18 protein-coding genes are annotated in these 21,023 nt (G+C 59.7%); 5 read left to right on the forward strand and 13 right to left on the reverse strand.

The features are described 5' to 3' along the window. Positions 1-47 precede the first annotated feature (47 nt). Positions 48-1,235, forward strand: a complete 1,188-nt coding sequence (locus tag MCUTH_RS02230) for a cation:proton antiporter (RefSeq protein ID WP_066954917.1) — start codon at positions 48-50, stop codon at positions 1,233-1,235. A gap of 66 nt (positions 1,236-1,301) precedes the next feature. On the opposite strand, the gene MCUTH_RS02235 is transcribed toward MCUTH_RS02230, so the two are convergent. The 13 genes from MCUTH_RS02235 to MCUTH_RS02295 form a co-directional block, all read right to left on the reverse strand. Continuing rightward, complete coding sequence (locus MCUTH_RS02235) at positions 1,302-1,757, reverse strand: ferritin-like domain-containing protein (RefSeq protein WP_066954920.1); 456 nt, start codon at positions 1,755-1,757, stop codon at positions 1,302-1,304. A 557-nt stretch (positions 1,758-2,314) separates the two neighbouring features. Continuing rightward, positions 2,315-4,150, reverse strand: a complete 1,836-nt coding sequence (locus tag MCUTH_RS02240; protein ID WP_066954923.1) for a threonine--tRNA ligase — start codon at positions 4,148-4,150, stop codon at positions 2,315-2,317. Positions 4,151-4,275: 125 nt separating this feature from the next. Then, entirely contained in the window at positions 4,276-4,845 is a 570-nt protein-coding gene (dcd, locus tag MCUTH_RS02245; protein ID WP_066954926.1) for a dCTP deaminase, read from the reverse strand. Between the two features lie 22 nt (positions 4,846-4,867). Then, complete coding sequence (locus MCUTH_RS02250) at positions 4,868-5,566, reverse strand: RNA methyltransferase (RefSeq protein ID WP_066954929.1); 699 nt, start codon at positions 5,564-5,566, stop codon at positions 4,868-4,870. Between the two features lie 3 nt (positions 5,567-5,569). After that, positions 5,570-6,262 carry a phosphoglycerol geranylgeranyltransferase gene (locus MCUTH_RS02255; RefSeq protein ID WP_066954932.1) on the reverse strand — a complete coding sequence of 231 codons (693 nt, stop codon included), beginning with the start codon at positions 6,260-6,262 and terminating at the stop codon, positions 5,570-5,572. A gap of 4 nt (positions 6,263-6,266) precedes the next feature. Next, the gene (locus MCUTH_RS02260; protein ID WP_066954935.1) at positions 6,267-9,062 is read right to left on the reverse strand and encodes a DNA topoisomerase I; all 2,796 of its coding nucleotides are present in this window, start codon (positions 9,060-9,062) and stop codon (positions 6,267-6,269) included. Positions 9,063-9,068: 6 nt separating this feature from the next. Then, positions 9,069-10,484, reverse strand: a complete 1,416-nt coding sequence (gatB, locus tag MCUTH_RS02265) for an Asp-tRNA(Asn)/Glu-tRNA(Gln) amidotransferase subunit GatB (protein WP_066954936.1) — start codon at positions 10,482-10,484, stop codon at positions 9,069-9,071. Further along, positions 10,481-11,782 carry an Asp-tRNA(Asn)/Glu-tRNA(Gln) amidotransferase subunit GatA gene (gatA, locus tag MCUTH_RS02270; protein WP_066954939.1) on the reverse strand — a complete coding sequence of 434 codons (1,302 nt, stop codon included), beginning with the start codon at positions 11,780-11,782 and terminating at the stop codon, positions 10,481-10,483. The genes gatB and gatA overlap by 4 nt, the downstream gene beginning before the upstream one ends. Next, positions 11,783-12,052, reverse strand: a complete 270-nt coding sequence (gatC, locus tag MCUTH_RS02275; RefSeq protein ID WP_066954941.1) for an Asp-tRNA(Asn)/Glu-tRNA(Gln) amidotransferase subunit GatC — start codon at positions 12,050-12,052, stop codon at positions 11,783-11,785. Beyond that, a complete protein-coding gene (locus MCUTH_RS02280; protein ID WP_066954943.1) occupies positions 12,042-13,049 on the reverse strand; it encodes an asparagine synthase C-terminal domain-containing protein in 1,008 nt (335 codons plus the stop codon). The genes gatC and MCUTH_RS02280 overlap by 11 nt, the downstream gene beginning before the upstream one ends. A 600-nt stretch (positions 13,050-13,649) precedes the next feature. Further along, positions 13,650-14,990 (reverse strand): adenylosuccinate lyase, encoded by a 1,341-nt coding sequence (gene purB / locus MCUTH_RS02285; protein ID WP_066954946.1) that lies wholly within the window; start codon positions 14,988-14,990, stop codon positions 13,650-13,652. Between the two features lie 355 nt (positions 14,991-15,345). Continuing rightward, positions 15,346-16,401, reverse strand: a complete 1,056-nt coding sequence (corA, locus tag MCUTH_RS02290) for a magnesium/cobalt transporter CorA (protein WP_066954949.1) — start codon at positions 16,399-16,401, stop codon at positions 15,346-15,348. A gap of 47 nt (positions 16,402-16,448) precedes the next feature. Continuing rightward, complete coding sequence (locus MCUTH_RS02295) at positions 16,449-16,709, reverse strand: DUF5654 family protein (RefSeq protein WP_066954952.1); 261 nt, start codon at positions 16,707-16,709, stop codon at positions 16,449-16,451. A gap of 198 nt (positions 16,710-16,907) precedes the next feature. On the opposite strand from MCUTH_RS02295, the gene MCUTH_RS02300 reads away from it, so the two are divergent. The 4 genes from MCUTH_RS02300 to mobA are packed head-to-tail and all read left to right on the forward strand — an operon-like array spanning position 16,908 to position 20,952. Then, entirely contained in the window at positions 16,908-18,920 is a 2,013-nt protein-coding gene (locus MCUTH_RS02300; protein WP_066954955.1) for an ATP-dependent DNA helicase, read from the forward strand. Further along, positions 18,908-19,378, forward strand: coding sequence for a methylated-DNA--[protein]-cysteine S-methyltransferase (locus tag MCUTH_RS02305; RefSeq protein ID WP_066954958.1), 471 nt, complete (start codon positions 18,908-18,910; stop codon positions 19,376-19,378). The genes MCUTH_RS02300 and MCUTH_RS02305 overlap by 13 nt, the downstream gene beginning before the upstream one ends. A 20-nt stretch (positions 19,379-19,398) precedes the next feature. Then, complete coding sequence (locus tag MCUTH_RS02310) at positions 19,399-20,310, forward strand: ketopantoate reductase family protein (protein ID WP_066954961.1); 912 nt, start codon at positions 19,399-19,401, stop codon at positions 20,308-20,310. Between the two features lie 12 nt (positions 20,311-20,322). Further along, entirely contained in the window at positions 20,323-20,952 is a 630-nt protein-coding gene (gene mobA / locus MCUTH_RS02315; RefSeq protein WP_066954964.1) for a molybdenum cofactor guanylyltransferase, read from the forward strand. Positions 20,953-21,023: the final 71 nt, after the last annotated feature.

Here is a 21,023-nt window from a genome sequence, read left to right on the forward strand (position 1 = left end):
GGGTTCCATGCAATTCTTAAGGCCTCCTCCCAAAATCATGGGTAACCATGGAAAGCGCTGCCCTAACAATTGAGATCCAGATGAGCCTCCTCCTCTTCCTCGCGCTCGCCGGTTACCTCGTGGCATCCCGGATCAACCAGTCGGCGACGATCGGGGCGATTCTCGTCGGGGTTCTGGTCGGACCGAGCGTGCTTGGCCTGATCACCTACACCGACTTCGTCGCGACCCTGGCGCATCTCGGGGCAATCATCCTCCTCTTCGTCATCGGGTTTGAGTTTAATATCAGGGATATTATTGATCCGCGTTACGGCGTCATCGGCCTTGTCGGCGTGATCATCCCGTGGATAGGCGGCTACGCCACGGCTGTCCTCTTCGGGTTCGACTTCGCGAGCGCGATCTTCGTCGGCACGGCCCTGACCGCGACGAGTATCGCCATAACCGCAAACGTGCTCAAAGAGATCGGCGTGCTCCAGACTGAGGCGGCACGGGCGATCATCGGCGCCGCGGTCATTGACGACGTCCTCTCCCTCCTGGTGCTTGCCGTCTCTACCGATCTCGTCGTGAGCGGGGATGTCTCGTTGACCCCGACCGTCCTGATGCTTGCCAGGGCCGTCGGGTTCATCGTCGTCGCCGGTGCCGTCGGGTACTTCGGCATCCGAAAGGTCATCGAACGGATGGACGCAACCCCCCTGGCGCGGAAGTATCCTGAGTTTGTCTTCATCTTCGCCATGATGGTGGCGTTCCTGTATGCGATGCTCGCCGACCTGGTGGGCCTATCAAGCATCATCGGTGCGTTCCTCGCCGGGGTTGCCTTTGCCCGCGTCGAACTCCGGCAGAGTAAGGGTGTCCACGAGGGCGCAGAATACTTCCAGATCGTCTTTGCCTCGATCTTCTTCGTATCCCTCGGCATTCTCGCAGACATTCGTGCGCTCACGTCCGACACGACCCTCTTCCTCCTGGTGCTGACCCTGGTCGCCATCGCCACCAAGGTCATCGGGTGCGCTCTCCCTGCCCGGTTGATGGGGATGTGCCGGGAGGACTCCCTCATCATCGGGTTCGGGATGGCGCCGCGGGGTGAGGTGGCGATGATCGTCGCCCTGATCGGCCTCGAGTCGGGGCTCATCGGCCAGGGGATCTTCGTTGCCATCGTCCTGATGAGTCTGTTGACGACCCTTATCACCCCGGTTATCTATCGGAACTGGTTCTTCAAGGGGGCCTACTGCGCTACGGAGTAAGCGGGGACTGAAGGTATGAAGAAGTGGGAAGAAGGTGTTGGAAAGGCAGATGGTCCTTTCCCGCCTTCACCAAACTTCAGGGAACGCCATGTTGGTATAGATATCCTCCAGGCGCGCCTTGTGACCCCGTTCCATTGCGGCGAGGCTCTCGAACAACTCGGCCTGTTCCGGATCCACACTCAGACTCGCGAGTTGGGTGTACATCTGCATTGCGTCGAGTTCCTTTCTGATCGCGAGAACCAGACCGTCGAGCGGCTTTAAGTCTGCCGAGAGCGGGGGGGTCTCCAGCATCTGGGCAATCTTGTAGTCCCTCTTCGTGTCGAACCTGAGTTTTCCGGGTTCTTTCATCAGAAATCCCTCAAGTGTCTTTCGATGCTTGCTCTCCTCACCGGCAAGTTCGTTGAAGAGGTTTTTCAGGTTCTCATCCTTGACCTTCTCTCTGACCGTGCGGTAGAAGGTGTAAGACTCGATCTCCCGCTCGATGGCATTCGATATGATTGAACGATATTCTTCAACATCCATGGGTTATGCACCGGTGGGCAATAGCATCTTGAGCGCCTTAAACCTTGTTGGAGGCAGGCTCTGGTGTGGTGTCGGGTTCGTGGGGTGTATGGGGGAGAGGGTTGGTGTTTTTCCTGTGTGACTATCCCGGGGTTGCCGGGAGGGATGACGTTTTTGCAGGAGTGGTGGTTGTGCGCTGTCAGGTGCTCGAACTCCGGACTTTCAATCCGTCGTTCCTTGAAACTCTTCGAGTTTCTCAAGCTCGCTTCGCTCGCACTCCCCGGTTCCCATTCCCAAAATGCGATATCCCCTCCAAATCCATGCAGGGCGTAACCTAATGTGTATGGGCATCCTCCCCGATCATCAGTGTCCGCCACCGCTACCAGAGAGGTGCGCAAGGCCACCACTGTCGACTTTACTGGAATTTCTCCTCGTGCAAACGCTCTGCCGCTGCCACGTGCGTGTGACGGTTCAAAGAATGAGGCAGTGAACACATCCATCTGCACGTTGCACCTGCGGACCTTGCGTGTGCTCCTGTGCTCCGGGTCGTCGCGTCCAGAAATTCCACAAAAAAAGATTTAGATAAACCGGGGCTTCTGCGAGAGAAGCCTCGGGGTGTAGAGCGGTCGGAATGGTTTTCCAGCGGTCTCCATCTGCACCGCTTGGATGAGCTCGTTCTCGGTCATTGACTCTTTGTAGGGCTTCTTCTTCTCGGAGAGCTTTCGGATGGTGACTGTGAGCCTGCCGGTCTCGGCTTCCTGGTCGCCGATCACCGCAACGTACGGTACCCAGTCCATCCCGGCTTCGCGGATCTTCTTGTTCACGCTCTCGTCCCGGTCGTCAACATCCGCCCTGATGTTGGCAGCGTTCAGGCGTGCACAGATATCTTCGGCGAAGCAGACGTGCCGCTCCGCCACCGGCACCAGCCTGACCTGGGTCGGTGCGAGCCAGGTCGGGAACGAGGGGACCTCCTGACTTGCAGTGCCCTCGAGCATCGCACAGATCACCCGCTCGATCGAGCCCGTCGGTGAGCAGTGGAGGATCGGGGGGTGGACTTCCGTCCCGTCGGGGGTGTAATACTTAATATCGAACCTATTGGCGCTCTCGACGTCGATCTGGACCGTCGGGTTCTCGATCGGTCTTCCCTGGGCATCGATTGCCGCAAGATCGACTTTAGCGATCCAGTAGTGAACCCGCTCCGAGAGGATCTCGATCAGCATTGGGACACCCGACTTTGCGACGATTCCCTTCACCCAGAGTTCGTACTGGTCATAGAAGTCGCGGGTGCACCGGAAGACCCCGACGAGCGGCGTCTCAAGATCTGCACCACTCTTCCAGCCTATCGCGAGCTGCTCCTCAAACGCCTTGAGTGCGTCGTCGACGTCGCGGCAGAGGGTGTGCATATCGGGCATCGTGAAGGCACGCAGACGCTTTAAGCCGATCACCTCGCCCTTCTGCTCGTGCCGGAACGAGTAGGTCGAGAGCTCATAGAGTTTCATCGGGAGGGTGTTCGGGGAGATATGCATATCGTGCATGGTGCAGAACATCCCGAAACATGCGGCGAAACGGAGCATCATATCGCGGTTGCCACTCTTGAACCGATACTGGCGTTCCCCGAACTTGGCCGCGTGCTCCGAGATCGCCTTATCGGCGAGGTCGTACATCACCGGCGTCTCCACCGGCATCCCGCCGTACTCGAGCACCCGTGCAAGGACGTAGTCGGAAAGAAGGTCCCGGATCAGTTTACCCCGCGGCATCCAGCGGAGGTGCCCGACATCCGAGCGCGGTTCATAATCCACAAGTTCCTTGGACCGCATCAGATCCACATGAACCGGTTCGCTCCCTTCCTGCCCCGGATATCCGAGTTCTTTTCGGATCAGCGCAGCGAAGGGGGTATTCTCCTTCACGTATTCGGCCGTGTCTTTGCGCTCCCCTTCGGGAGTGAGGACAAAGAACTCGTGCTCGATCTCTTTCTTCGGTGCGGCCGCCCCTTCTCCCGGGACGATCGTCCGCGAGAGCTCCGAGAGCGGGTGACCCTTGCAGGAGAGTGAGAATGCCTTGTACCAGCCGAACGGCGCCCGCTTTACGACAAAGCCCTCTTTTTCTTTGAGGGCCTCCTCAATGCCCTTTAGAACGCTCACCGCCGCTTCCGGCGACGCAAGGTCGGAGGAGAGGTGGGCATACGGGTAGATCATGATATTGGTGGTGCCGAGCTGCCGGGCGGTGGCGACGATCTCGTCTGTCGCCTGCCTGACGGCATCCTCGATATTCTCCTCGTCGACAGACTCAACCGCGCAGAAGACGGCGAGTGCCTCATCGAGGGCGTCCTTTGGGACCACATCCTCTTCGGCGACCTTCGTCTTCTTCCGGGCCTCGTATTCGATATGATCAGAGTGGATTAGAAGGAGTCGCATTGTTATCCCCAGTTGAATCGTTCAATATCTGTTTTCTTGCTATATAGTGCATGACGCTCTTTGGGCGTGAGTACCCTCTGCCTCGCCGTATGGCCCCCCTCGGGATAGAATTTGCTGGATTGTCATCAAGAGAGATCATGCTTGGCGCGCGCATTCTCATGGTAACGGGAGAGGGTCGCCTGCCGCTGGTCCATGTACTTTGCGTCTTTCTTCATATTGTACGGGCACGCTGCGCGATCCGTGCGATAGAAGACCAGTTGCCCAATCGGCATCCCTGCGTAGACCCGAACGGGTCTTGAGTTCACATTGCACATCTCGAGCGTGATTGTCCCGCGGAAACCCGCATCGATCCAGCCCCCCGTCTGGTGGAGTTCAATCCCGAGGCGCGCAATGCTGCTCTTCCCCTCAATGCTTGCCACGACGTCGTCGGGCAGTTCGATCTCCTCGAGTGTCTCAGCGAGGAGGAACTGCCCGGGGGCAAGGACGATCGAGTCAGCCACCAACTCTTCGGTCTTTGCACAGATTGTCTCTTTCTCGTAGGGGTCGATCACTGTATCTCCCGGGGTGTACCAGACGAAGTGAGAACCAAGTCTGATATCGAGGGAGTTGGGCTGGATCAGGCCGGGATCATAGGGATGCACCTTGATGTGCCCGCGCCTGATGCGGTCTTCTATCTGCCAGTCGACAAGAATCATTCTCTTAGATCTCTCCCGCAAACTATTCTTTGTTTTCGAGATGCCACTCCGTCCGGCGCATCAACCCATGAAGCGTACTCACCTCGCGGGTGGTGAGTTTGGTCCGGCCAAGCACCCGGCGGATGAGAAGCATCGTGTTCTCTCGCTTGAAATCCGGGTGGTCGATCTTATCGAGGAAGGTCTCGATGTGCTGGTAGAGCGAGTCCATCTCGATGGGTCCTGCAAGAGGATACGTCCCGCGAGGCAGATTCGCAAGTTCATAGCAGAGGATCCCGACCGCGTGAGAGAGGTTGAGGATGGGGTAGACCTTCGAGGTCGGGATGGTGCAGATGAGGTTTGCCCGCGCAAGTTCGGTGTTTGCAAGGCCCCAGTTCTCCCGCCCAAAGAGGATTGCAATCGAACCATCGATATCGGCGACGATCTCCCGGACCTCCGCCGGCGAGTAGTAGGGCATCCGCATCGGGGTGCAGACGGACTTGCTCACTTCGCCGGTCGTCGCGATCACAAAGTCAAACTCCCGGTAGATCTCCTCGATCGTCATCCGTTGAGCATTCTCCAGGACGTCGCGGGCATGGGAGGCGCGCATGATAGCATCGTCGCCAAGGGGACAGGGGTTGACGAGGACCAGCTGGGTGAATCCGAAGTTCTTCATCACCCGGGCGGTAAATCCGACATTCCCCTCATAGAGGGGTTCGACCAGGACGATTGAAATCTCAGGCATGTCTCACTGTACGGCCCGGACCGTCGCCCGGAGCACATCGATTCCCTCCTCGTAGACGGCATTCCCTACAACGATCGTGTCGGCAATACGGCCCATCTCCGCCGCCTGCTCCGCCGAGCGGATCCCGCCGCCATAGTATAGGGTAGCATGCTCGACTGCGTTGGCGGCCGCCTGCACGATCGAAGGGTCCCCGTAGGTCCCGCTGTACTCGATGTAGACGATCGGGAAGTGGAAGTAACGGTCTGCTACTTCCGCGAACGCGGCCACATCCTCAGCTGAGAGTGCGCAGTTTGCTCCCGTCACCCTCCCGACGGCGGAGTTCGGGTTGAGGACGATGTAGGCTTCAGGCACCACCATATCCCACATGATGCTGCTCGCATGGCGCAGCCAGGTGTGATGCTTTCCGACGATCCAGCGGACGTCGTCTGTATTCATCACGCTGGGCACAAAGAGGTAGTCGATCGCACCATCGAATATGGCGCATTCAGGACCTGCCGGCTCTACTACCAGCGGCAACCCGTATGCCGAGACCAGGTCCAGGAGTTCGGAGAGGTTCTCCGGAGTTACGTTCAGGGTGCCCGAGAGCATCAGAGCGTCAGTTCCGCTTGTTGCGATCTCCTCTATGGCTCCCTGCGGAAGGTGTTTGTCGGGGTCCAGTTTTGTCACGTGTGCCCAGGTCTTCCAGTTCGCGTGCATGGTGTCACTTCAGATGGCCGATGTAGTCGTGGAGTCTGGTCTTTGTGATGCCGGTGATCGAGGAAGCCTCATCCACGTCGGCCTCCCGCAGTGTTGCGGCGTCATATATGCCTGCAAGGTAGAGTTTCTCCACGGTCGCCTCCCCGATCCCGGGGATCTCCAGGAGCTCTTTTCGCCCGCGCTCAAGGGCGGCCTTGGTGACTTTCGGCGGGGTGGGGCGTCCAAGGCGCCTGCAGACCATATCCACATGTTTATGTACGGTCTCCGGATTAATGCCGGTTTTGCTTGCAAGGTATGGGATAGGGAGGTAGCAGAGGTCATCGGGTGTTGCAACACCACCGGCCTGGTATTTCTTCAGGCTGACCGCGGGGATCCCGGCCTCCCGAAGTGCGCGCTCGTTGCAGAGGCCGCGCGCTGCCTCAAGGAGCTCCGTAGCCGCCGCTTCAGGGATTCCGGCCTTCTTGAGCGCGGCAGGGTCGGCCCCGGAGAGCGCGCGGATATCCCCGATCCCCTGCTCGAGAAGGCTCTGCATGATCTTTGCATGGCTCCGGCCCTTCCTCGGCGGCACGATCTTTCTGATGAACTTTCGAAGTTCCGATCGGTGTCGAAGGATCTCGAGTGCATCTTTCGCCTCCTCTATGAGCCGATCGGCCTCGTTTTCGCCGACAGCAATAGCCTCCATGAGATCTTTTGGCCGCATGCCGGCGATCTCGGAGACTGTGTAGATGTGGCGCGCATGGAGGCGCTCAATGAGATCATCGGTCATCGAGGGCATCATCCGGAGCGCCTCAAGGTTTGAGGTAATGTGGCTGCAGAGCGGGCAGCCGAGATCCCATGGGCGAGATCCCTTCTGGATCAGGCGGACGTGGGCGAGCCCGTGTTTCTCACAGGTATCTTCGAGCCGGATTGCCCGTCCCCAGGTGCTGCCGGGTAGGCTGATGTTGAACCGGCACTCCGGATAGCCGGTGCAGCCTATAAACTGCGAGACACCCAGATGCCGGATCCGGAGTTCGTGCCCGCAGACCGGGCAGAGACCGACGGTATGTTCCTCTGCGGTCTGCTCCATGATCTCGCTGCCGATCTCCTCCTCGTGCGCCTCGAGCTTGTCAAAGACTTTATGGAGCATCTTGCGCGACTCTGCGATGACGTCGTCGCGGGTACGCTCACGCTGCTTGATGAGCTGCATATGCTCTTCAAGCGTCCGGGTCATCTCGGGCTCGGTGATCATCTCCGCGTGGTTGTCGAGAGCGTCCGTGACGGCTCTCCCGACGAGAGTGGGTCGGAGCGGGTTCCCCTCCACATAGCGACGGGCGATGAGTTTCCCGATCACCTCATGCCGGGTGCTCTTCGTACCGAGACCGAGTTCCTCCATCACCTGGATGAGACGGCTCTGGGAGTAGCGTGCCGGAGGCTGTGTCTGCTTCTCCTCGAGGTTTACCTTCTTTATTGGGAGGCGATCTCCCTCGGCAAGCACCGGGAGGATATTCTCCTTTGCCTCAGAGTATGGATAGATCCTGCGCCATCCGGGGGAGATGAGTCGGCCGCCTGTTGCCGTGTACGGCTCTCCAGATGCATCGAAGAGGCATTTGGTAGTCACCCACTGCGCATCGGGAGAGAGGGTCGCAAGGAACCGACGGACAACGAGTTCGTAGACCTTCCATTGGTCCTGCCCTAGAGCCTCGCGGGTTGCGGCGCCCGTCGGGTGGATCGGCGGATGGTCGGTGCTCTCCTTCTTGCCCCTGGTCGGGACCGGTCGCCGGTGCTGCTGCACCCAGGCGACGTCCGCATCAAACACCCCGCCCCGGAGGGTGTTTAAGATCGCGTCCAGATTCAGCGACTTCGGGTAGACCGTGTTGTCGGTCCTCGGATAGGAGATGTAACCGTTCATGTAGAGGTCTTCGGCGATCCTCATAGCATTCGCCGCGGAGAAGCCGAGACGGCTCGCCGCGACAATGAAGGTCGTGGTGTCGAACGGTGTCGGCGCCCGATCGTTCTTCTGACCTTCTTTTACGCTTGTGACCACAAGCGGCTCTTTTGTCCCCGCTTTCGCGGCAAGAGCCGCATCGTGGTCGGTGAACCGTCCGTTGGTATGCCGTGCCTCCACCTGCATGCCGTCTTTTTCGGTCTCAAGCGAGAGCATCCAGTATGTCTGTGGGACGAAGTTCTCGATCTCGCGCTCCCGATCGACGATCATCGCAAGCGTCGGGCTCTGGACCCGGCCGACGGAGAGGATGTTCTTGCCACCCCGCCGGGCCGCAAGGCTGATGAACCGGGTCAGCGACGCACCCCACATCAGGTCGACCGTCTGGCGTGCTTCGCCGGCGGCTGCGAGGGCGAAATCAAGATCGGTTGGGTTTTCAAAGGCGGCCCGGATCTCCGCCGGGGTAATTGCCGAGAATCGGGCCCGGTTGATCTTGACCGTCGGATTCACCGCACGGACAAGTTCGTAGGCCTCCTTGCCGATCAGTTCTCCCTCGGTATCGTAATCCGTCGCGATGGTGACGAGGTCTGCCTTCTTTGCAAGTTTCTGGATCAGGTTGACAATCTTCTTTTCAGTCGGTTTCTTGACGGTGCCCGCATCGATGAGGCTTCTGGGGGTGTGGACTTCGCTACGCCAGTTTGTGTAGCCGGGCTCGAAATCAATCTCCACCACGTGCCCTTTGAGGCCCACCACTGTCTTGGTGTCGAAGGAGTAGGTGTATACGTTCCCCTCTTTGACCGCCTTTACCTTCTCGTTGCCAGCGAGGATCTGTGCGATTCGGTTTGCTGAGATGTTCTTCTCTGCTATGATCAGGTGCACTGCGGATTACACCTCGCTTTTATCAATACACTCGGCTACGATGCGCCCAAGTTCCCGCGGGTCTGCCCGTCCACGGGTCTCCTTCATCACCTGGCCCACCAGGAAGTTCAGGGCGCCCTTCTTGCCGGCCCGGTAGTCACTCACTGCCTGGGGGTTTGCAGCGAGCACAGCCTGCACGATGGCGGTAAATTCGTCTCCAGCAGCCTTTGCCAGGTTTTCACGCTTAACGATCGTTGCAGGCGCTTCACAGGGCTTTCCTGCGGCGCAGGCATTGAGCATCTCTCTGAGGACCTGGACCCCGGCCTTGTCGGTGATCGTCCCCGACCGGAGAAGCGCGAGGAGTTCCATGAAACGCTCGGGCGGGACGGCGGATATGCTCATATCACGGTAGTTGAGTTCCCCGAGGAGGATATCGGCCACCCAGGTAGCGGAGAGGATCGGGTCCACGGGTGCGACATGTTCGTAGAAATCGGCGAGTTTCGGGTCGCCGGTCAGGGTTCGGGCATGGTTGAGTGATATACCGTACTGCTCCATGAACCGGTTCTTTCGTGCAGTGGGCAGTTCGGGAAGTTTGATCTTTTCCATCCAGTCCGCGACGCGGAGCGGCTGGAGATCGGGCTCCGGGAAGTAGCGGTAATCGTACTCCTCCTCTTTGCCGCGAGCGGAGGTGGTGATCCCGCGCCCTTCCATGAAGTGCCGGGTCTCCCTCACAACTTTCTGTCCACGCCGGAGCAGGTTCTTCTGCCGGGTCACCTCGAAGGTGAGGGCCTTCTCGACGCCTTTGTAGGAGGAGATGTTCTTGACCTCAACCCGTTCGGAGCCTTCAAGTGAGATGTTTGCATCCACACGGAGAGCACCTTCCCGATCGCCGTCAAAGACCCCGAGATACTCGAGGATTGCCCTGAGTTTGTTGAGGAACCGGCGAGCTTCCTGTGGTGACCGCAGATCCGGCTCGGTGACGATCTCAAGAAGCGGGATACCAGACCGGTTATAATCGACGAGCGAGTACTTCGAGGATCCCGTGACGTGGACGAGTCTTCCGGGATCCTCTTCGAGGTGAACCCGGGTGATCCGGACGATCTTCTCGTGCCCTTCGTCGTCCTCGATCTCGACGGTCCCCTCGACAGCGAGCGGTTTGTCGTACTGGGTGATCTGGTAGGCCTTTGGGAGGTCCGGGTAGAAGTAATTCTTCCGGGCAAACTCCGAGACTTCAGGAACTTTCATGTTGAGGGCTTTTGCGACGGAGAGACCATACTCGACCGCCTTCCTGTTTAAGCGGGGAAGCGCACCGGGTAGCCCGAGACAGATCGGGCAGCAGTGAGTGTTCGGCTCGTCGTCACGGTAGTCCGTCGAGCACCCGCAGAAGAGCTTCGTTGCGGTCGAGAGCTGGACGTGGATCTCAAGCCCGATGATCGTCTTCATGCCCGCACCTCCTGTTCGTAGGCATACGCGGTATCGACGACGCGCTCGTCCTCAAACTGCCTCCCCATAATCTGGAGCCCCACAGGTAGGCCGTCCACCTTGCCGCACGGAACCGATATCGCCGGGATTCCGGCGAGGTTTGCGGGCACCGTGAGGATATCCGAGAGGTACATCGAGAGCGGGTCGGTCTTCTCGCCGAGGCGGAAGGCCACGGTCGGCATCGTGGGTCCGGCGATGACATCGACCTCGCGGAAGGCCCGCTCGAAGTCATCTCTGATGTTTCGGCGGGCGATTTGCGCTTTTGCGTAGTATCGGCCGGCGTAGCCTGCAGAGAGCGCAAAGGTGCCGAGCATGATCCTGCGCCGGACCTCGGCCCCGAACAACTTCCCCCGCAGGTCCTGGTAGGCCTCGTGCCAGGTCTTCCTGGTATCTACCGCCGGGCCGTAACGGACGCCGTCGAACCGGGCGAGGTTCGAGGAGGCTTCACTCGTGCAGATGACGTAGTAGGCCGCAAGCGCGTGCTGCATGCCGGGAATGCTCACCGGGACGGTCTCGGCCCCGAGCCCTTCAAGGACTCCGATCGCGTCGCGGACCGTATCTGCGATACGGGGGTCCACGCCCTCGCCGAAGTATTCTTTCGGGATCCCTATCCGGAGCCCTTTGACATCGGCCGAAGGCTTGTGGTCATACGGGCGGTCAAGCATTGTCGAGTCGCGGGGATCGTACCGTGCGATCACCGACATCAGGCGCGATACATCCTCTACCGTCCGTGCCATCGGTCCGATCTGCTCAAGGGAGTTTGCGTAGGCAATGAGGCCGTAACGTGAGACCCGACCGTACGTGGGTTTGAGCCCTACGATCCCGCAAAACGCCGCAGGACATCGGATCGAGCCGCCGGTATCGGTGCCGAGCGCCATCGGGACGAGCCCCGCAGCCACGGCGGCGGCGCTTCCGCCGGATGACCCGCCCGGTACTCGCGTCGGGTCGACTGGATTTTTTGTGGGACCGAACGCGCTCGTCTCGGTGGTGGAGCCCATGCCGAACTCGTCCATGTTGGTCTTGCCGACGATCGCGGCTCCTGCTTTTCTGATGAGTTCGACGACGTAGGCGTCGTACGGCGGGATGTAGCCCTCGAGAATCCGTGACCCGCAGGTAGTCTGTATACCGGCCGTGGAGATGTTGTCTTTGATCGCGACGGCAACGCCGCCGAGCACGCCATCGCCATACGGTGCCTCGCGGCAGGTGGTGATGAATGCGTTGTACCGATCGTCCGGCGAGTAGTCAAGAATCCCCGTCACTCACATCACCCTCGGCGCTTTTATGAACCCATCCTCGGTAGAACCCGCGTTCGCGAGGGCATCCTGCTGTGAGAGACTTGGTCGGGGCTCATCCTCCCGAAAGACGTTGAAGATCCCGGCGGCCGGGGTGCTTTCATCGACTACGGTGTCAAGAACTTTAAAGTAGTCGAGGATTGCGTTGAACTGGGTGGTGAATTCCAGCACTTCGTCTTTTGATATGCCGATATCTGCAAGTTCTGCTATATGTTCAATATCTCTTTCAGTGATCATGTTCCGCCCTACTTATCTCCGTTAAGTACCCTTGTACCGACTTTTTATAACCATTCCTACGAGCGAGCCGCTGGATAACTTTCCAGATTCCGCTCCCGTATTGCATCGCTTTCTTCTCGGCCCAGGCCATTTCGGTGGGAATGTGGTGTTCTGCGACCACCCGCAGGGGGTGCTTTCTCACCCCGCCGCGCACCATCTCCTCGGCCGGGATCGCTCGTGCGGCGCGCACCACCCGGACATCCAGGTAGGGCAGCGAGAGGTTCGTCCCGAGAAGCGTCGCGACTGCCTGATCCCGCCTTCTCTGGCGCCCGAGATCAGCAAAGTCCCGGTCGAGGTCGCGAGCGAGGTCGAGCGAGGAGAGGTAGCGGGCATAACCGCCGAAGAGTTCGTCTGCTCCCTGCCCGGAGAGGATCCTGGTGTGCCCGTGTTCTGCTGCCCACTCAGCGGCAAAATACAGGGTCGTTGCGATTGAGACCTCGAGAGGGTTTGTGGGCTCGGGGATCACCCGGACCACCCGGTCGAGTGCCTCTGCGACTTCATTCTCTCTTGGTGTGACGATCTCAAGGTCTAGGTCCATCATCCTCGCTGCCTTTGCTGCCCAAGTCGCATCATGCGACCCTTCGACCCCCACCGTCACGCAGGGAAGACGGGCAAGCCCGGCAATGAGGGCCGAGTCGAGACCGCCGGAGAATGCCACCACGCCTTCATCGCTCCGGAGGCTGACCGCGGTGACGATTGCCTCTTCAAGGGTGCAGGGCGCCGGATCGGGATTTATCCTGAGGATCTCGCGTCCGTTGCAGGAGATGGTTCCCGGCGGGACCGGGCCAGGGATGATCCCGAAAGCGTCGCGGGCGATGCAGTCATCCCAGGTGAGCAGGAACTCACCGCCGCACCGGGTGATGGTCTCTGGCCCTTCTTTGAGCATCCGCTCCAGGTCGGCAGGAGAGAGCCGCATCCCGTCTTGTTCTATCCAGCCCTTCAAGTTCATGGTCGGCATATTCCGTAATCCAGCAGTTCTTGCCGTGAGGTTCACGCGGTGCGTGGTCACCTCAAAAAACGGATCCGTGTCAGTGTTTGCACTGTTGAACTATAAATGTGCGTACATCTGCCTAGGCGAAATGCTGGCGGTTTTTTGGGTTTCTGTCTAGATCTGTCATCCCCGGGCGGAGATGGCGACCCTGACCGGACGCAGCGTCATCTTGGCGTGTGATCTTGCCGCCTCTCTACGTCTTTGGTATCGAGGTGGTCGGGACGCAGTGCGTAACCGGTGCGTAATCCGGGAAATATCCACATCATCCGGGTTTTTGGTTCCCATAGCGACTCAATGTCGCAATTCCGGCCGCTACGATTTGGGGGTAGTCCTCGAACTCCTCTACCGGGAAGGGGGACACCCGGTCACACCTAACGGGTGCTACGGATGAAGGCTTGTCCCCATTTTGGGAGTGTTGAGCTCTCCTTGGCTTATTAAATGGGTTATATCGGCGCCGTCTGTGCCGCGCCGGTGGGAAAAAAGTGTGGTGCAGGAACTATTTGCGGTGATGGCCGTCGTTGCTGGCAAACGGGCGGGATGCGCCGCCGCACCCCACCCAAACTCCCTTTACCTGCAGAGCGGCGTGAGTTTCTTGATTAACCGCTCCACCTGCTGGACCGCAGTCCCTATATATGCATCCGGACTCAGGAGAGCCTTCAGGTCCTCGCGGGTGACGAATGCCGTGACCTCGGGCCGCTCACCGAGCACCTCGGCGAGATCGCGGTCTTCGGCGAGGGCCTGCAGGCTCGCCGTCCGCATTACCTCGTGAGCATCCTGCCGGTTCATGCCCCGCTTGGTGAGCTCGATCATCACCGACTCGGCAAGGTTCACGCCCCGGAGCAACATCAGGTTCCTCCTGATATTCTCCTTATTGAATTCAAGCCCCTCCAGTACGCCGATCATCACCTTGAGGATATGGTCGGTCAGCACCGAGGCTTCGGGGAAGAGCACCCGCTCGGGGGAGGAGTTTGTCAGGTCGCGCTCGTCCCAGAGTACGTTGTTTAACAGAGCCGGTTCAACCGAGGATCGCACAATTCGGGCAAGGCCGCAGACCTGCTCGCTCTTGATCGGGTTTCTCTTGTGGGGCATCGTGCTCGAGCCCACCTGCTTCTTGCCGAACGCCTCGGCAAGCTCCCCTATCTCGGAGCGCTGCATCAGACGGATCTCTAGCCCGATCTTGTCAAGCGTGGTCGCGACGTTTGCAAGGAACATGAAGTACTCCGCGTAGCGGTCCCGCGCTATAATCTGGTTAGAGACGTCCACCGGCTGGAGCCCGAGAAACTCCATCATCGTCTCCTGGACTGCTATGCCCGCTTCTCCGAGCGCTGCCTGGGTGCCCACCGCTCCCGTGAGCTGCCCGACGAGGAGGCGGGGGCGCATCTGGCGGAGTCGTTCGATGTGCCGGGAGACCTCGCTTGCCCAGATCGCGAACCGGAGGCCGTAGGTCGTGGGAACCCCGATCTGCCCATGTGTCCGCCCGGCGCAGACGAGGTTCTTCGTCTCCGCACTCCGGGCGAGAAGCACGCAGAGGAGTTTGCCGAGTTTCTCCTCGATGAGCGCGAGGCTATCGCGGAGCTGCAATGCGGTCGCCGTATCCAGGATATCGTTCGATGTTGCCCCGTAGTGGATCCATCGCCCGGCATCGCCGCAGACCTCTGTGACGGCTTTGACGATCGCCATCATATCGTGGTTGATCTCGGCCTCGATCTCCTTCGCCCTCTCTAGACTTGCCTTGCCTGCGCAGGCCGCAATCGTCTCGGCATCCTCGCGCGGAATGAGCCCGTGCACCGCTTCAGCCCGGGCCAGCGCCACTTCGGCCATGACGATCGCCCGGAACCGGTTCTCCTCACTCCAGACGGCACGCATCTCGGGAGTGCCGTACCGGTAGTCAATAGGATGGATTGCCATAGTTGGTACCTGTTTGCTCTGCCGCGTTAAAAAAGGGGTCGTGGCGCACCGGAGGTCGCCCGCGAACCGGCGTCATGCTCGCGTGCTCTCAAGGAATATCGCCGCCGTCCCGAGAGAGGGTGTGTCATCGCGAGACGTATGCACGACGAAGGGATACCCAGGGGAGTTTTCAAGCGATACACTCAGGTGGTAATGATGGCCGCGGTGATTGTGAGGAGCGTCGTGATCTCGGCTGGGCGGGTAATCTGGTTTGAGGGTATGGCAGATCCATCACGCCGGTTGTTAGCAGGTCTTTGGAGTGCTCCGCTAGTTTCGCTCCAGGATGGCAGATCCGGGCTCCGAACGCCCTATCCTTTCAGATCCACCCTTTCCTTTTGAAATAGAGGAGCATCACCCCGGCGACCGCCGCCATTGAAGCAAGGGCGATCGGGTAGCCCCAGGGGTGGCGGACCTCCGGCATATCGAAGTTCATACCGTAGACCCCGGCGATGAAGGTGAGCGGGATGAAGATGGTGGCGATGATCGTGAGGACCTTCATGATCTCGTTCGTCCGGCTGCTCTGGGTCGAGAGGTAGACGTCGAGGGTTCCCGACACCATATCCCGGTAGGTCTCCACGGTCTCGGCGACCTCTATGGTATGGTCGTAGACGTCGCGGAAGTAGGCGCGTGTCGATTCCTGGATCAGGGACGACTCCCCCCGCTCAAGTTCCGCCACCACGTCGCGGAGAGGCCAGGCAGACCGCCGGAGGGCGATCAAGGAACGCTTTAGGGCGTATATTGCCTGGAGGGTCCTCCTGTCGGGATCCGCCACCACCTCCTCCTCGACCGCCTCGATGCGTTCCCCGAAGTCCTCGATCACAGTGAAATACCCGTCAACGACTGCGTCAAGCAGCACGTAGAAGAGGTAATCCGGTCCCTCGCTCCGAAGCCTCCCTGCCCCGGTCCGCAGGCGCTCCCGAACGCGAAGAAAGACGTCACCCGGCTGCTCCTGGAACGACGCGACGTAACCTTCCCCTAGTACCAGGCTGACCAGTTCGCTCACAAACTCACCATCGCCGTTCGGGGAGAGCCTCCGAATCGCAACGTAGAGATAATCGCCATAATCTTCGATCTTCGGGCGCTGGCGGGTGTTCGCGATGTCCTCAAGCGTCAAGGGGTGGATCCCGATGGCATCTCCGATTGCCTGAAGCATCCCGGCATCGTGGATGCCGTCAACATCGATCCACGTGACTGTCGGGGGGGTGGTAGGGGCCGGGATCTCGGCGGGTCGGGTGGCAGTCCGCTCGTCGAGGTGCGAGGCGTCGTAATCGACGATCGTGACGGTAACCTGTCGTGCTCGGGAAGTGTTGGTATGGATGGACCTCTCTAGGGCCGACTCCTGTCCTCCTCTCTCGTTCTCACGCGGACTCATCGGATATATCGTTCAAATGGTCGTCTAAAAAGTGGGGTGATCCCGGATCACCGCTTTAATCCCTCACTTACTCTCTCGTCTTCTCTCTTTGCCTTCGCTGCGGCGCGTCCAATCAGGATCACCACGATCACCGCGATGATGGTCACGACGATGGCGTACACCAGCATCGCAACGAGCGTGCTCTGTTCACCGAAGATGAGTGAGAAGAGTTCCTGGATGGCGCCGTTCCATGCGAGAGCGGCGACCAGTCCGAATGCAGCCGTGACTAGGGCCGCAATTTTGTCAATAATCTCAGCCTTGAGCGACATGCAATCCCTCCAATGGGAGGAAAGCACGGTCGGTAGTATAATACTTTCGGGGGCGGGCGCCTGCTGTGTGCCGTTGGGGGGGCGTTCCCGGCGAGCGGGTTTCTTCTCCCACGATCGAGTCCCGTAAGTCCGGCCTCACATCACTTTCACCCCGGGCACCCAAACAACATTGATGTCAGCCGTCGACGTTATAACGCAATGGATACCCTCGACGACTGGTTCCCGTACCGGGAGTACCGGCCACACCAGCGCAAGATGCTCGAAGTGGCGGCGTCTGTCGCGCGCGACGGCGGCATCGCCATGATTGATGCACCGACCGGGAGCGGCAAGTCGAGTGTGGTCTCCGCGCTCCTTGCAGAGAGCCGGGGACGGAAAGTGCTCGTCGCCGTGAGGACTATCAGTCAACTTGCCACATTCATGCGCGAGCTCGATCTCATCCGGAAGAAGCGTGGCGGCCTCAAGTTTGCCTACCTCATCGGCAAGTCCGGCATGTGCCCGCTTGGCGGCGAGGGGGACGTTTACCGGCGGTGTGAGGGCGTCAAGGCCTTCTCGACGGCGCTGATGCGGGAGCGAGCGCAGAAAGGATCGCTCGTTCCGGCAAACGACCGCCAGATAAAACAGCAGATTCGGAAGATGGATCCGGACCACCCGCTTATCTGCCCGTACTTTATTCAAGGCAAATCGTTTGTTGAGACCGGAGACGCCGGGCTGAAGATGGTCCCGTCGGCTGCCCTGCGCGTCCGGGCCGAGCGGGTGAGCACCGAGTTGATCTGGCCTGACCAACTTGCCGAGTTTTGCGGCAATATCTGCCCGTACGATACGATGATGCACGCTGCCCGGGATGCCGATGTGGTGCTCGTGAACTTCTACCATCTCTTTGATGATACCATCCGGGAGCAGCTCTACCAGTCGCTCGGAGTTGAAGGGCACGATGCCATGCTGCTCATCGATGAGGCCCACAACTGTGGCGACGTTGTCCAGAGCATCGAGAGTGTGACGATCGAGGAGCGCGATATCGTCCAGGCCGAACACGAACTTGCCGGGCGACGCCGGTCCCAGCATCAGGCGGACGCGATCAGTCAGATCCTGCCGCAGATCACTCGATTCATGGAGGCGCTTAAAGCCTCGCTTGAGGCTGAGGACTGGTTTGATCCTGCCATCTTCCAGCGGATGGTCCTCTCCGGCACGCTCTATCGGCGCATGGAGGATGTCGTTGACGACCTCCTCAAGATCAGTGAGGGGATCCGTGAGAAGAACATGCAGGCGGGCGAGTTCAGGGAGAGCGCGATCGAGCGGCTGACCGAGTTCTTCTACCGGATCTTCCGGTCCGCTTCCGACCCTGCCTACCTTACGGTCTACCGGAAGGATGACGATGGCACAGTGGCGCTTGAGGTGCGAAACATCGACCCGAGCAACAAACTCCAGGAGATCGCCCAGGCGCATGCCTGCTGCGTCCTGATATCCGGAACACTCTCCCCCATCGAGAGTTACCGCCGCTACTATTTCGGCGATCTCCCCGTCACGACGCTATCGCTCCCGAACTCATTTCCTCCGGAGAACCGCCGCATCTTCTGTGCCAGCGATATCACCACTGCCTACTCAATGCGCCGGGACGCTCAGAACCTTGCCCGGACTGAGGACTACATCCTCACGTTTGCCCGCCTTCCAGGCAACCTTGCGTTCTACTTCCCGTCGTACGACCTGCTCAACACATTTGCAGACCGATGCGCCCCAAGAATCAGGGGCAAGCAGATCTATGTCGAGCCCAAGGATCCCGCCGCAGCCGCGGCGATGCTCCGGGAGTTCATGGGTCTTCCGGGGACTGGCCGCTCTGGCGTTCTCTTTGCAGTCTGCGGCGGGAAATGGAGCGAGGGCCTGGACTACCGGGGTGAGATGCTCTCTGGAGCGCTTGTCATCGGTCTTCCGCTTGCTCCGTTCAACCGCGTCCGCCGGATGGTTATCGACTACTTTAAGATGAAGTTCGGTGAGGAGGGTGAGTTCATCAGTTACACCCTCCCGGCAATCAACCGTGCCCTGCAGGCGCTCGGGAGAGTGCTCCGGACGCCAGAGGATCGGGGTATTCTCGTCCTTGGAGAGAAGCGGTTCCTTGAGCCCCGGGTTCACGCCGGGTTGCCGCCGTGGATGCAGGGGGAGATGACCGCGTGCACCATCGACGTCTTCAAAATGGAGGCAGGTAGATGGCGATCTTGACCGGGTCGTGTCGATTTGGCCTATGGTACGTCCATGTGGCATGGCAGGGCGACCTCGTCTACCGGGTACGGTTTGCCCCCACGGGAGTACCGGGTCCAGTTCCCGAGGTGATCCTGCGTTACTGTGCCGGACAGCCGGCAGATCCCACCTCGCTTCGGAGTATCGCAACCGAGGGGGACTCGACCTTTGCGAGGATCTATCGTGCCGTCTGTGCGGTTCCTTATGGTGAGACCGTCACCTACGGCGATATTGCCCGGGTTGTCGGGACCGCACCCCGGGCAGTCGGATCGGCAATGGCAAGAAATCCAACCCCGCTCGTGGTGCCCTGCCATCGGGTCGTTGCAAAGACCGGGCTAGGCGGGTTCTCTCCCGACTTGTCAATCAAGGAAGCATTGCTCGAGATGGAGCGTCGGGTGTCGGGGCGCTCCACACCGCAGAGGAGAGGAGTTAACAGGTAACTCCGCCATAGTATATTGGAATGAAGATCGCAGTCCTGGGTGCAGGGGCGGTCGGCCTGACCGTTGCCGCAAAATTGTCCCGTGTCGCGGAGGTCCATGCCGTTGCCAGGAGGCGGCATGCCGACGCGATACGTGAACGGGGTTTTCTGCTGACTGGAATCTGGGGGGAGGGTACATACCGCTTCAGCTGTTCTGACGACCTGCCGAGCGCATGGCAGGAGGCAGACTACTACATCATCACCTCAAAATCGACCGATACCGAGGCGATATGCCGCCAGTTTGCTGATGCTATCAAGGGGCGCGAGGTCGTGAGCCTCCAGAACGGGATCGGAAACGAGGAGATCATCGGGCGGTTCACCGACCGGATGATCGGCGGCATGATCATCACCGGGTTCGAGTGGCGGGGCGATGCATCGGTCCATGTCTCGGTCGAGGCGGCGCCTATGAAACTGGGGCGGTATCCATCCGGCACTGACGAAGCAGTCGAATCCCTTGCGGCCCTCATCAGGAAGGCCGGCATCAAGGCGGAGGCGACCGATAGTATCAGGGCCGATATATGGTCGAAGACTCTCTATAACTGCGCATTAAACCCGCTGGGCGCTGTGATGAATGTCCCTTACGGTGCGCTCACCGATCCGCATGCCTGGACGATCGTCACCGAGATCGTCAAGGAGGCCTATCGGGTGGTTGATGCCGAGGGTGTCTCCCTTCCCTGGAAGACGCCGGAGGCGTACTTAGAGTATCTCCGGACCCGTCAGCTCCCGGCGACGGCCGCCCATCATTCGTCGATGCTTCAGGACCTCTCCCTCGGACGGAGAACGGAGATCGATTTCATGAACGGCGCGATAGTGACTTTCGCCCGGAAACACGGAATCGATGCACCCTATAACTCCTGTATCGCTGAATTGATCCGTTTCCGGGAACGTCTCTAAAGGTAGTGCGGTATGCGGTCTGCGATTGTTCTCGTTGGAGGTGCGGCACGGCGTGCTGGTGGACGGGAGAAGTATTTCTTCACGTTCCAGGGCAAGACGTTCATCGAACGTCTCATCGATACTCTGCGGGAAGTAGTGGACGAGATTGTGGTAGTTGCACGCGACCCCGAGCAGTGCGAACGATTTAGCCACCTCCAGGGCGTCAGGTGCACATCGGACATCCGGCAGGGTCTTGGTCCCATCGGCGGCCTGCATGCGGGAACACTCGCAGTACATGGCGAGTATATCTTCGTTGCCGCCTGTGATATGCCCTGTGTTCACCCGGGAGTGGTGGAGATGCTCTTTGATGCTGCAGTCGGGTACGATGCTGCCATTCCCAGCTGGAACGCCGATATGCTCGAGCCGCTCCATGCGGTCTACCGACGTAGTGCGTTGATTGAATACCTGGAGGAGCATGAATCACTCTCTCTCCGGCCGATGATCTGGAGCCTGAACACCCGGTATGTGAGCGTGGAGGCGATCCGGCAGATCGATCCTGACCTGCTGACGTTCACAAACATCAATAACCTGGAAGACCTGGAGTCGATTGACCGGTCCGAGAGGCATTGTGAAGTCGATGGGACCGGGCAGTCCTCGCCGTGAGCGGGCCGGTATTTTTTCACCCTATTGTATTGCCCCGGGCGAGATTCCGGCATACTTCGCACAGGAAATAG

Origin of the sequence: Methanoculleus thermophilus, assembly GCF_001571405.1 — an archaeon.
Lineage (GTDB): Archaea > Halobacteriota > Methanomicrobia > Methanomicrobiales > Methanoculleaceae > Methanoculleus > Methanoculleus thermophilus.